At 68.6% G+C, this 13019-nt stretch carries 7 protein-coding genes; 5 read left to right on the forward strand and 2 right to left on the reverse strand.

Annotated elements, in window-relative coordinates:
- Positions 1-21: 21 nt before the first annotated feature.
- Positions 22-6126, reverse strand: coding sequence for an Ig-like domain-containing protein (locus KY572_RS42630; protein ID WP_224249512.1), 6105 nt, complete (start codon positions 6124-6126; stop codon positions 22-24).
- A gap of 187 nt (positions 6127-6313) precedes the next feature.
- Between KY572_RS42630 and KY572_RS42635 the strand changes: the two genes are divergently transcribed.
- A complete protein-coding gene (locus tag KY572_RS42635) occupies positions 6314-6943 on the forward strand; it encodes an RNA polymerase sigma factor (protein WP_224249513.1) in 630 nt (209 codons plus the stop codon).
- On the forward strand, positions 6940-7323 hold the full coding sequence (locus KY572_RS42640; protein ID WP_224249514.1) for an anti-sigma factor family protein: 384 nt from the start codon (positions 6940-6942) through the stop codon (positions 7321-7323). Before KY572_RS42635 ends, KY572_RS42640 begins: the two co-directional genes overlap by 4 nt.
- A gap of 87 nt (positions 7324-7410) precedes the next feature.
- Here the strand turns inward: KY572_RS42640 and KY572_RS42645 are convergent, their stop codons facing one another.
- Positions 7411-8094 (reverse strand): hypothetical protein, encoded by a 684-nt coding sequence (locus KY572_RS42645; RefSeq protein WP_224249515.1) that lies wholly within the window; start codon positions 8092-8094, stop codon positions 7411-7413.
- A gap of 257 nt (positions 8095-8351) precedes the next feature.
- Between KY572_RS42645 and lysS the strand changes: the two genes are divergently transcribed.
- Genes lysS through KY572_RS42660 form a run of 3 tightly spaced genes read left to right on the forward strand, consistent with a single transcriptional unit; the run spans position 8352 to position 13019 of the window.
- Positions 8352-9905, forward strand: coding sequence for a lysine--tRNA ligase (gene lysS, locus KY572_RS42650; protein WP_224249516.1), 1554 nt, complete (start codon positions 8352-8354; stop codon positions 9903-9905).
- 12 nt (positions 9906-9917) lie between these two features.
- Complete coding sequence (locus KY572_RS42655; protein WP_224249517.1) at positions 9918-12341, forward strand: FtsX-like permease family protein; 2424 nt, start codon at positions 9918-9920, stop codon at positions 12339-12341.
- 3 nt (positions 12342-12344) lie between these two features.
- A complete protein-coding gene (locus tag KY572_RS42660) occupies positions 12345-13019 on the forward strand; it encodes an ABC transporter ATP-binding protein (RefSeq protein ID WP_224249518.1) in 675 nt (224 codons plus the stop codon).

The following is a 13019-nucleotide window of genomic DNA, read 5'->3' on the forward strand; positions in this document are numbered from 1 at the left end:
GGCCGACCCCCTCTCCGGGCCTCAGTTCACCGTCACGGAGATGGGCGCGGATGTCGTGACGTTCCCCGCGGCGTCATACGCCTTGACCGTCAGCGTGTGCCCCCCTCGCGTCTCGAGCAGCAGGTTCCAGCTCATGCTGTAGGGGGCCGTGGTGTCGGTGCCGAGGACCGCGCCGTTGTCGTAGAACACCACCTGGGTGATGCCGACGTTGTCCGAGGCGCTGGCCTGGATGGTGGCGCTCCACGACAGCGACGCCCCGTTGGCGGGAGACGTGATGGCCACCGTGGGCGCGGCGTTGTCCACCGTCACCGTGCGGCTCGCGGACTGGGTGTGGTTGCCCGCCATGTCGTAGGCCCGTGCGGTGAGCGTGACGCTGCCATTGGCGCTGGTCGTCGTGTTCCAGCTCACGGAGTAGGGCGAGGTGGTGTCCGTGTCGATCAGCGTCCCGTTCACGTAGAACTCGACCTTGGCGACTCCCGAGGCGTCACTGGCGGTGGCGCTGGCCTGGACGGTTCCCCGAACCAGGGCACTTTGCGCTGGAGCGCTGATGGCCACCGTGGGGTGGGTGTTGTCCACGGTCACCCCCACCTCCGTCGAGGTGCCGACGTTGCCCAGGGTGTCATAGGCCTTCGCCGTGAGCGCATGGGCGCCGTCGGCCACGCTCAGGGTGCTCCAGGTCAGCGAATAGGGCGCGCTGGTGTCGGTGCCGAGCAGCGCCGCGCCGTCGTAGAACTCGACCTTGGTTACCCCGGTGGCGTCGCTGGCGGTGGCCTCGAGCACGGCACTTCCCCGGATGCGCATCCCCTGCGCGGGTGAAGTGAGCACCACGCTGGGAGCCGTGTTGTCGGCGGTCACCGCGACCGCGGCCGAGGTGCTGACATTGCCGGAGTTGTCGTAGGCCTTCGCGGTGAGCGAGTGCGCGCCATCCGTCGCGGTGGAGCTGTCCCAGCTCAGGGCGTAGGGCGCGCTGGAGTCGGTGCCGATCAGCGCCCCGTCCGCGTAGAACTCGACCTGCGTCACCGCCAGGTCGTCGGTGGCTGTCGCGGTCAGGGAGACCAGCCCTCGGACGCGTGCATTGCTGGTGGGCGCGGTGAGCGTCACCGTCGGAGCGACTTCCGCCGCGAAGGCCACGTCGTCCGCTTCGTCATCGGAGTGCCCACTGCACGTCACGTTGAAGGCGCTGTCTGGACCTCGGAACCGGGCGCGCACGGCCTGCAGGGAGCCCACGGGCAGGGTGTACTCCGCCGAGAACACCTGGAGGGGGTTTGTCCCGCTCGGCCGGAGCGTCGCGAAATAGGTCCACGAAGGCTGGGTGGCATTGCCCGTGTAATGCAGTTCGATCTCGCTCCAGGAGCCGGGCTGGATGGTGGCGTAGACCTCGACCCGGGCGCGCTGGCCTTGAGCGAGAGGCGCTCCGCTGATGCTGGACACCTTGATCCGGTCGACCTGCCCGTAAGGGGTGGGGTCGGTTCCATCGGCACAGGTCCCATTGATCGTGTTGGGCGAGGAGCTCTCCGACGAGTGCCGGCCCTTCACCAGACCCGTGGTGTCGCAGAGGTTGCCAGGCGTGGCGCACCTCGGCACCCGAAGCGTGGCGTCGAACACGGCGCTGCCGGGCTGGCTCGAGGTCACCGTGACGGTGGTGCTCGTGGCCACGTTGTTCACCCCGTCATAGGCCTTGGCGGACAGGGCATGGCTTCCGTTCATCCACGAGCCGCTGTCCCAGCTCACGCTGAACGGAGCCGTGGAGTCGCTGGCGAGCAGCACGCCGTCCACGAAGAAGTCGACCCGGGCCACGCCCGTGTCGTCCGTGGTGTTCGCCTGGAGGGAGACCAGCCCCGCCACGGTGGCTCCGGGGGCCGGGGAGGTGATGGCGACGGTCGGGGCCGCGTTGTCGACCGTCACGCTGACCGCCTGCGAGGTGGCGATGTTGCCGTTCCTGTCCGTGGCGCGCGCGGTCAGCGTGTGGCTGCCGTTCGTCGCGGTCTTCGTGTCCCACGACAGGCCATAGGGCGCGGTGGTGTCCGTCGCCGTCGGTGTCCCGTCCACGAGGAGCTCGACCTGCGCCACGCCATAGGAGTCGGAGGCGTTCGCCGAGATCGTCGCGATGCCCCCGAGGACAGTGCCGCCCGCGGGCGAGGTGATCGAGACGGACGGGGGCGTGACGTCGACCGCGATGGTGATCACCACCGGCGCCGAGATCGCCGTGGTGCCGGCCACGTCATAGGCCTTGGCGGTCAGCGTGTGCTGGCCGAGCGGTTGGCCTCCCGTGCTCCACGCGTAGCTGAAGGGCGCGGTGGTGTCGGAGCCGATGAGCTGGGTGCCGGTGTAGAACTCGACGCGACCGACGGCCTGGTTGTCCGTGGCATCCGCCGAGAGCATCACCGTCCCGTTCACCCTCGCGCCCGAGGCGGGAGCGGTGAGGGTGACCGTCGGCGGCGTCAGATCGTTGTCCGCCGTCACCGTCACGGGCGGCGAGATCGCCACGTTTCCGGCCAGGTCGCGGGTTCGGGCCGTCAGCGTGCGAGCGCCGTTCGGACGGTTCCGGGTGACCCAGTTCACGCTGTACGGGGCCGACGCATCCGAGCCGATCAAGATGTCGTCTTCATAGAAGTCCACGGCCACCACGCCGAAGTTGTCGGTGGCCGAAGCCGTCACCGTGACGGTGCCCGACACCGTGGTGCCGCTGGCCGGAGCGGTGAGCGCCACCTGCGGCGGGACGGAGTCCGTCTCCTGGCCGACCGCGAAGGCCAGATCGTCGCGATCGGTGTAGTCCTTCTCGTACTCCATGTTGCAAGGCCCGAGGCCCGCGCCAGGTCGGAAGACGGCGCGCACGGCCTGCAGGCCCCCTGCGGGGAGGAGGTAGTCCACCGAGAGCGTATGGGCCCGCTCGCCAGGGGGCTGGAGGGTGGCGAGGTGTGTCCACGAGGGCTGGGTCGCATCCGCCGTGACGTACAGGTCCAGGAAGTTGAAGGAGTGATAGGGGGCCTTGAAGGCCCACACGTCGACCTCGATCCGGACCTGCTTTCCAGCAGCCAGGGCGGTGCCATCCTGCCGGATCACCCGGATCCGCTCGATGGACTCGTCATACTGATAGCTCCCGAGGGCGCCGTCGGGGCATGCGTCCAGCGTGTTGGGGGCATTGCGCTCGGGGCCGAGCCGCGCCCGTCCCCGGAGCAGGGTGGCGGTGTCGCAGCGAGCTTCCCCGGCATCGCACCGAGGCGCCTTCAACACCGCATCGTAGTGTGCGAGGCCCGGGTTGTACGTCTCCACGGTGATGGTCCCGCTGGCCGTCGAGTTGCCTCCCACGTCGCCGACGCTGGCCCTCAACGTGTGGCTGCCGTTGAACACGCTCGTGGTGTCCCAGGAGAATTCGTACGGAGCCGTCGTGTCGACGAAGACGCGATCGTCGTCCACGTAGAACACCACGCCTGAAACGGCCCTGTCGTCGCTGGCGGCTACCGCGAAGGAGACCGTCCCGCTCAAGCTCTCCCCGTGGGTGGGGGAGGTGAGTGCGATCTGCGGAGGGGAGTAGTCGTTGTCCACGAGCACGGTCACCGTGGCCTCCTCGGAGACGTTACCGGCCGCGTCATGGGCCGTGGCGCTGAAGACGTGCGGGCCGTTGGGCACCGTTCGGGTGTCCCAGGTCGTGATGCGCACCTCGTTGTAGAAGGTGGAGTACAAGGTTCCGTCCAGTCGGAGCTCGATGCGAAACACGCCCTTGTTGTCGCTGGCACTGACCGCAACCGTGATCTCCTGGTTGACGGTCGCGCCGGTACTCGGCGTAGTGAAGGACACCTGGGGCGGCTCGTGATCGTTGTCGACGACGACCTGGAACGGGGCCGAGGTGGTGGCGTGTCCAGCGGCGTCATACGCCCGAGCGGTGAGGGTGCGGGGACCGTTGGAATGAGGGCGGCTGTCCCAGTACATCGTGTAGGGAGGCTGGTAGTCGGTTCCGACCAGGGTGCCGTCGGCGTACAGCTCCACGCGCTGCACCCCGAAGTCGTCGCTCGCGCTCATGGCGAGGTAGACAGTGCCCGTCATGGTCGGAGTGCCCGTGGGATGGACGATGCTCACGCTGGGGGGCGTGGAGTCCGTCTCCGCCGGGCCCACCGTGATGAGCAGGTCGTCATGGTCGGTGAGGGAGCCCGGGTTACACGCTGAGGCATTGCCAGCACCCGATCGGTACACGCCTCGGAGGATGTGCTGCCCGCTCGTCGGCAGCAGGTACGTGGTCGACAGGACTCGGGGGCCCATGTCGCCCGCCGGCAGGGTCTCGATGAGGGTCCAGCTCGGGTTGCTCGGGTTGGTGGCCACGTAGAGGTCCAGGAACTCGTCAGAGGGGTTCGCGCTCCCGGAGACCGTGGCCTCGACCTTCACCTGCTTGCCCGGAATGAACGGCGTGCCGTCAGCGCGCGAGACGACGAGCCGCTCCAGCGAGGGGCTGCTGCGGTATGTGCCCCCCGTCCCATCCAGGCAGGAGCCGCCCACCGTGTTGGGGGAGTTCACCTCGGGACCCACGCTCCCGCGTCCCTCCAGCAGCCCCACCGAGTCACAGCGGCTGCCCACGCTCGAGCAGGCCGGCACACCCCAGGTGGCATCGAACGTCGCGTTCCCGGCGTTCTGGATCGTCACGCTCACCGGAGCGCTCACCGCCTGGTTGCAGTTCATGTCGGACGCCCTGGCCGTGAGCACCGCCGAGCCGTTGCTGCTCGTGGTGCTGTTCCAGGCCAGCGAATAGGGAGGCGAAGTCACCAGGCCAATCGAGCGGCCGCCGAGGAAGAACTCCACCCTCCCCACCGCGGAGTTGTCCGCCGCGGTGGCCGTCAGGGTCACCGTGCCGCTCAGGAGCGCGCCGGAGGAGGGCGCGGTGAGGACGACCTGGGGCGGAGTCGAGTCGCTGCCGGTGCAGGTCTGCGCATACAGCAGGGCACTGGTCGTGTTGGCGCCGGGCCAGGCGACCGCGCCCGGCGTCGCCTGGGCGAGGAGCTCGGCCTTGAGCTGCGCTGGAGTCGCCTGAGGGTGGCGCTCCAGCAGGAGTGCCGCCACGCCGGCCACGTGCGCGCTCGCGATCGAGGTGCCCTGGACACTGCCCCAGTAGAAGTCATCGCTGCTCGAGGCGGAGGTGATGTCCTGGCCCGGCGCGAAGAGGTCCACGCACGGTCCGTAGTTGGAGAAGTCGGCTCGCGCGTCCAGGTACTCGGCGCTCGCCCCGACCACCAGCGGAGAGGAGGCCGTCCGCGCGGGAAACAGGGAGCAGGCGTCCCGGTTCTGGTTGCCCGCGGCGACCACATAGAAGACACCGGCGTTGATGGAGCGGGTGATCGCGTCATTGACCGAAATCAGCAGCTCGCCCCCCAGGCTCAGGTTGGCCACCGCGGGCTTCACGTGGTGGGCGGTGACCCACTCGATGCCGGCGATCAGCCAGGAGGCGCTGCCAGCGCCCTGGCAGTTCAGCACCCGCACCGAGTGCAACGTCACGCCCTTGGCCACGCCATACTTCGTGCCGCCGATCGTTGCCGCCACGGCCGTGCCGTGGAGTCCGCAGCCCTGCGGTGGGACGGTGTCCCCAAAGAAGGTGAAGCCTTCGCTCGCGCGCCCGCCGAAGTCGGAGTGGGTGAGGCGGACGCCCGAGTCGAGGACATAGACGTGAACGCCACTCCCGGTGGCGGTGTAGCGGTACTCATCATTCAGCGGCTGAGCCCGCTGATCGATGCGGTCGAGCCCCCAGGACGGGTTGGACTGCGTGGCCATGGCGGAGATCTCTCCGTCCTCCTCCACGTAGCGCACGCGCGGGTCGTTGCTCAGCGCCCGCGCGGAGGCCTCCGTCATCGTCGCGGAGAAGCCCTGGAGGGCCTGGGAGTAGACGAACTCCACGGTGGCGCCGTGCGGCTCGGAGAGCTCCCTCGCGAGCGTCTCCACCTGGGCTCCGGCGACGGCCTGCTCGTCCAGGACGACGATGTACCGGCCCGGCACGGCCCTCTCCGTCTTCATCAGCCGGGTGCCGGCGACGAAGGACTTCACCGTCCGCTTCGCCGTGTCGGCCTCGGTCCTACGGTCGACGGAAGCTGGCTCGCAGGAGGCGAGTACGAGTCCAGCCACGAGCAGCGTCACCAGGTTCCGCATGGAGCTCCCTCAGGGAGGAGAGGTCTGTTTCCTGGTGAATTGAAGAAATCCCGGGTAGCTGGATCACCCAGGGTGAAGAAGACGCGGGAACCTCCTGGGCGGGCGGGTGTCCAAGGGGCGGCGGGGTGCTGGAGCCGCTGTAGTAGGCTCGGAGGGGCACCCGGGAAGCGGGCTGCGGGAGGTACGGGTGGCTGCGAGCGAAGTGCTCGACATCGCACGGGAGGCAGGGGTGAGCGCCGGGGCTCCGGAAGCTCAGAGCGAGCGCGTGCTCCTGTCGCGGCTGCGCCGGGGCGAGCCCGAGGCCTTCGAGGTGCTCGTGCGCGAGCACCAGGACCGCGTCTTCGACTTCTGCGTCCGCATGGTGGGAGACCGCGAGGAGGCGCACGATCTCGTCCAGGAGATCTTCGTCAGCGTCCACCAGAACCTGGGCAAGTTCCGCGAGGACGCGAAGCTCTCCACGTGGATCTTCCGCATCAGCAAGAACCAGTGCATCAACCGCCTCAAGTACCTGAAACGCCGAGGCCGAGGGCGCTCGGACGAGTACGAGGAGGTGGGTGAAGATGCGCTCTCGGGCGCGCTTGGCGCACCACCCACCCCGGATGCGGCGTTGGAGTCGGCGCGGGAGCGGGCGCGGGTGCAGTGGGCGATCTCCCAGCTGGAGCCGGACGCGCGGATGCTGGTGGCGCTGCGAGACATCGAAGGGCTCAGCTACGAGGAGATCATCGAGATCACGGAGCTGCCGGAGGGCACGGTGAAGAGCCGGCTCCACCGGGCGCGGGAGAAGCTGGCGGATCTGCTGGGACGGCTTGAGGAATGAGTGGGATTCAGCGGAGACTGATGGACGTGGAACCCCAACTGAACCATCTGGAAGCGAGGGCCCTCTTCTTCGCGCTGGCGGACGAGGAGCTGCCGGAGCCGCAGGCGAAGGCGGTCCGCACGCACCTGGACGGCTGCGACGAGTGCCGGGCCGGGTGGGATCGCTACGCGAGGACGGTGCAGCGGGTTCGCAAGGTGGAGCGGGAGAAGGCTCCACCGGTGATGGCCTCGCTGGTGATGACGCGGGTGAAGCGCGAGCGGCGGTTCGGCCTGCGCAAGCTGCACCTGGCGCACACCTACCACCGCTTCCCGGTGGAGATCCTCATCCCGCTGCTGCTGGCGGCGGCGGTGGCGGCCTTCCTGGTGATGTCGGCCCCGTAGCGGCGGTGGCTCCCCCCGGAAACGACTTCGTGGAGGCGCGCCGGGCACGCCCCCACGAAGTGTTGTTCAGCGCTTCAGCGGCCTGGCTCAGCGCAGGCAGAGGAAGTCGTACGCGGTGGGGGTGACGCCGGTGATGATGGCGGGGTTGCAGGCGGCCAGATCGTAGTCGTAGCGGATGGTGCGGACGGCGCGCCGCTCGACGCAGTAGCCGGTGCCGACGCCGCACTTCCAGGCCTCGAGGTACTGGTACCGGTAGCTGCCGCCCGAGCTCGTGTTGGTGCAGGCGCTGGTGCTGGCGGCCTGGACGCGCCAGTTACAGGAGGAGTTCTTCCACACGCGGGTGAGGGGGTCGGTGACGATGCGCGTGGGGCACGTCTGCCAGCTGAACACGATCTGGCCGTTGGAGCAGCGCTTGAGCAGGGAGGGCCATACCGTGATCGGGTAGACCTGGACGGCGAAGCGCGTCACATCTCCGGTCAGCGCGTCCTTCATCTCATACTTGTTCTCGCCGATCTTGACGGCCTGAAGCTGGCGCAGGGAGATGTCCTGCTCGGAGTCGATGGTGTGGAGCACGGCCGCGTCGCGATCGAGGCCCGCGATCAGATCCTCGAACTTGCGAGGCTCCTCGGCGACGGCCTCCTGGGCCACGGAGTCCAGCTCCTGGGCAGGCTCGAGCTGCTCGTCCACGGTTCCGCCGCAGCCAGCGCCGAAGCCCAGCGCGGTGGCGATGACAACGACACTCCGGAAGATCCTGCTCTGCGCGTTCATCATTGGCGTCTCCTGGTAAAGTCCGACAACGAGGCTTTCTCACTGCAAGCAGCGAACCAGGGGCAGTCAGCCCTCCCGGACAGAGGGCGCCGAGAGGGCGGAGGGCACGACGGACGAGGAGCTGTAGCTTCCCGCGCCACTCGCTTACCGGCGATTTGTAGCGTGGCCCGCTACCAACAACGTCAGGACACGAGCGCACAGGATGCGTTGCGTCCCGGGGTGGCCTTGGCTACGGTGCCGCGCCCTTGGAAGGGCGCGTCATGGCTGACACCGAAAACAAGACCGACAAGGCAGCTGAGGCGGACCTCGGGTCCAAAGAGCAGGAGATCTACCAGCAGCGCCTGGACAAGGCGGGCAAGTGGCGCGAGGCGGGTATCAACCCGTACGGCAACGGCTACCGCCCCGAGCACCTGGCCGCGGAGATCCACGCGAAGCACGGCTCCCAGTCCATGGAGGACCTGGAGAAGGCTCCGCCCACCACCTACACCGTGGCCGGCCGCATCGTGTCCCGCAGCGGCTTCGGCAAGGCCGCCTTCATCAAGCTCCGGGACCGCTCCGGCGAGATCCAGGTCCACCTGAAGAAGGACGCGCTCGGCGACGCCTACGAGGCCTTCAAGCTGTGCGACCTGGGCGACTTCCTGGGCGTCACCGGCACCGTCTTCCGCACCAAGACGAACGAGCTGACGCTGGCCGCCACGAAGTTCACCCCGCTCACCAAGTCCCTGCGGCCCATGCCCGAGAAGTGGCACGGCCTGACGGACGTGGAGATCCGCTACCGCCAGCGCTACCTGGACCTGATCTCCAACCCCGAGGTGAAGCAGACCTTCCTCAAGCGCAACAAGCTGGTGCGCTTCATCCGCGAGTTCCTGGACGCCCGGGACTTCATCGAGGTGGAGACCCCGATGATGCACCCGCTCGTCTCGGGCGCGGCGGCGCGGCCCTTCACCACGCACCACAACGCGCTCGACATCGATCTGTACATGCGGATCGCCCCGGAGCTGTACCTCAAGCGCCTGGTGGTGGGCGGCCTCGAGCGCGTCTACGAGATCAACCGCAACTTCCGCAACGAGGGCATCAGCACCCGGCACAACCCCGAGTTCACGATGCTCGAGTTCTATCAGGCGTACGCCACGTACGAGGACCTGATGGACCTCACCGAGCAGATGATCTCCGAGGCGGCCAAGGCCGTCACCGGCGACACCAAGGTGACCTACCAGGGCCACACGCTGGACTTCGGCAAGGGCTGGAAGCGCATCCCCATGACGGAGGCCATCCGCGAGGCGGTGGGTGGCGGCCTCACCGACAAGGACATGGTCGACGCGGACCGGCTGCGCCACGAGCTGCTCAAGACGACCCACGCCGAGGCCGAGCGCCGCGCCATCGAGACGATGAACCACGGCGAGCTGGTGGGTGCGCTCTTCGAGCACCACGTCGAGAGCAAGATCGTCCATCCCACCTTCATCACCCAGTATCCCACCGCGGTGAGCCCGCTGGCGCGGCGCAACGACCAGAACCCGGACGTCACGGATCGGTTCGAGCTCTTCGTCGCCGGCCGGGAGATCTCCAACGGCTTCTCCGAGCTGAACGATCCGCTGGACCAGAAGGAGCGGTTCCTGGGCCAGCTCGAGGCCAAGCAGCGCGGCCAGCAGGAGACGATGGACTACGACGAGGACTACATCCGGGCCCTCGAGCAGGGCATGCCGCCCACGGCGGGTGAGGGCATCGGGATTGATCGGCTCGCGATGTTGTTCACGGATGCGCCGTCGATTCGTGACGTCATCCTCTTCCCGCTCCTCAAGCCGCTCTCCAAGTAGCCAAGGGTCCTCGTGCAAAGCGCTGAACGGCAGACCGTCTATCGCTGGGGTTTCGTCTGGAGCGGCGCCTTTGTCGCCGCTGTGGGCTTCGTGCTGCTTGGCGTAGCCATCTCCCGCTCGGGCGCGTGGGCCGAGGTGGCCAGCTCGCTCGGTCTGTCGGTGATGGGGTGGGGCAGCCTGCTACAGACCCTGAACGCGGCGCTGCTCGTGCCGGCCCAGCTCGGGCTGGAGAAGCCACTGCCCGTGAGCGGGATGCAGTTCCTGGTGGCGGGCGTGCTGGCGTGGCTGGGCGGCTGGGGGCTGCTGGCGTTCGGCATCCAGCGGGCGCCGGCTCCGACGGAGGGCCCGAGCGCCGCGGCGGGAGCCACGCTGTACCCCCGGCTCGCGGGCTACCGGGACTTCTACTGGAGCACCCTGGGCGCCTACGGCGGCGGCGTGCTGCTGGCGGAGCTGGTCCTCATCCTGCTGCAGACGCTGCTGTCCAGCGGAGTGGGGCAGTCGGAGGGTGGGGCAGGCGGCTCGGGCCTGCAGCTGGCGCCTCCCTGGGCCTTCGCCGTCTCGCTCGTGGTGGCCTGCGGCGTGGCCTTCGTCTCGGGAGCCATCGGCGCGGCGCGGGCCCGGCGCCTGTCCATGCCCGAGGCCACCATCGGTGTCTTCTACCTGGGCCTGCCCATCCCCATCATCCTCACGCTGATGGAGCGGGTGGGCCCGCTGCAGCTCTCGCTGGGCCACCGGCTGCGCGAGGTGACGTACGTGGCGGGCCTGCTCGGCCGGCCGGAGCTCGGGTACTGGCTGGTGTTCGGGCTGCTGGTGCTGATGCTGGTGCTGGGCATCAACTCCGGCTTCATCGCCGCGGGCAGCGGCAAGCTGGATCTGCGCGCGGGCTTCGAGCTGTTCGTCGCGCGCCGGCACGTGGCGGTGTTCCGCCCCTCGCTGCTGCTGGGGACGATGGCGGTGCTGCTGCTGGGCATCATCCCGCCGCTCATCATCTACGGCATCATCCGCGCGGTGGAGGCGGCGGTGGAGCGCACCCGCATCCGCGAGCTGGGCATGGCCGATCCGATCGCGGCGGCCCACGCGCTCAACAAGCTCAAGCTGCGCCAGCAGTCGCCCACCATGATGATGACGGCGCTCTCGGTGGGCGGCGTGGGCGTGGGCGTGATGGCGCTCATCGTCGTGCTCTCGGTGATGAGCGGCTTCGAGATCGATCTGCAGCAGAAGATCCTCGGCACCTACGCGCACGCGGTGGTGAGCAAGTACGCGGGCGATCTGCCCGAGTACCCCAAGCTGATGGAGCAGATCGGCAAGGTGCGCGGCGTCATCGGCCAGTCTCCGTTCATCGTGAACCAGGTGATGATCGCCTCCGAGGGCAACGTGGACGGCGTCGTCATCAAGGGCATCGACCCGAAGACGGTGGGCGAGGTGACGGAGCTGCCCTCGTACATGCTGCCGGGCGGCTCGCTGGACTTCCTGAACAAGCCGGAGCTCATCCTGCCCAAGCGTGCTCCGGGCGGACCGGGCTCGCCCATGCTGGACGACAAGCCCGCGGGCGGAGCACCCCCGCCTGCTCCGGGCGAGCCCGCCGAGGAGGAGGAAGTCGATCCCATCATCGGCAGGCCGACGAAGCCGGCGCAGGAGCAGGTGCTGCCGGGCATCATCCTCGGGCGTGAGCTGGCCGCCTCGCTGCGCGTGGTGGTGGGCGACCGGGTGAACGTCGTCTCGCCGCTGGGCACCGAGCTGAGTCCGAGCGGGCCCGTCCCGAAGAACGGCGCCTTCCGCGTGGCGGGCGTCTTCTACTCGGGCATGTACGAGTACGACTCCAAGTTCGTCTACATCTCGCTGGCGGAGGCCGCGAGGTTCTTCGATGTGAAGGGGGCCACCGGCATCGAGCTGAAGGTGGCGGACATCGACGACGCGCGGCGCATCGCCTCGGACGTGGTGCGCAAGCTCGGGGGCTACCCGTACCGCGCGCGCGACTGGAGCGAGATGAACAAGAACCTCTTCTCCGCGCTGCGCCTGGAGAAGCTGGTGATGGGCATCATCCTCTCCATCATCATCATCGTGGCCGCGGGCCTCATCGTCGCCACGGTCATCATGCTGGTGCTGGAGAAGCGCAAGGAGATCTCCGTCCTCAAGGCGCTGGGCGTCTCGGACGCGGGCATCGTGAAGATCTTCCTCGCGGAGGGCCTGCAGATCGGCGTGGCCGGCGGCCTGCTGGGGCTCTTGTCCGGCCTGGCCTGGTGCCTCTTCATCGAGAAGGTGGGCATCAAGCTGGACCCCGAGGTGTATTACATCCCCGCGTTGCCGGTGAAGATCGAGCCGGTGCAGACGCTCCTGGCCGTGGTCATCGCGGTGCTCGTCACGTACCTGGCATCCATCTATCCGGCGCTCAAGGCGAGCAGCGTGGAGCCGGTGGAAGGCCTCAAGGCGGAGTAGGCGATGTCATTCCTCTCCATCCGCAACGTCTTCAAGAGCTACTTCCTGCACGGCAAGCGCATCGACGTGCTGCGCGCCGTGTCGCTGGACATCGAGCGCGGCGAGCTGGTGAGCCTGGTGGGCCCCTCCGGCGCGGGCAAGAGCACCTTCCTGCACGTGATTGGCACGCTGGACGCGCCGGCCGCCGGCGAGGTGCTCTTCGAGGGGCGCTCCGTCTTCGCGATGAACGACGCGCAGATCGCCGAGTTCCGCAACCGCACCATCGGCTTCGTCTTCCAGAGCCACTACCTGCTGCCGGAGTTCACCGCGCTGGAGAACGTGGCCATGCCGGCGCTCGTCCAGCGCATGGACCGGTCCAAGACGTACGCCAAGGCCCGCGAGCTGCTGGAGCGGGTGGGGCTGGGCGCCCGCGTGGACCACAGGCCCGGCGAGCTGTCGGGCGGCGAGGCCCAGCGCGTGGCCCTGGCGCGCGCCCTGGTGCTCCAGCCCGCCATCCTGCTGGCCGACGAGCCGACCGGTAACCTGGACCCGGCCACCGGCGAGGGCATCCACCAGCTCCTCCGGGACGTGAACCGGGACCTGGGCATCACCGCCGTGGTGGTCACCCATAACGAGACGCTCGCTCGCTCCATGCCGCGCCGGCTACGCCTTGCAGGCGGGCAGGTGACGGATGCCTGA

This window comes from Hyalangium gracile, from assembly GCF_020103725.1.
GTDB lineage: Bacteria > Myxococcota > Myxococcia > Myxococcales > Myxococcaceae > Hyalangium > Hyalangium gracile.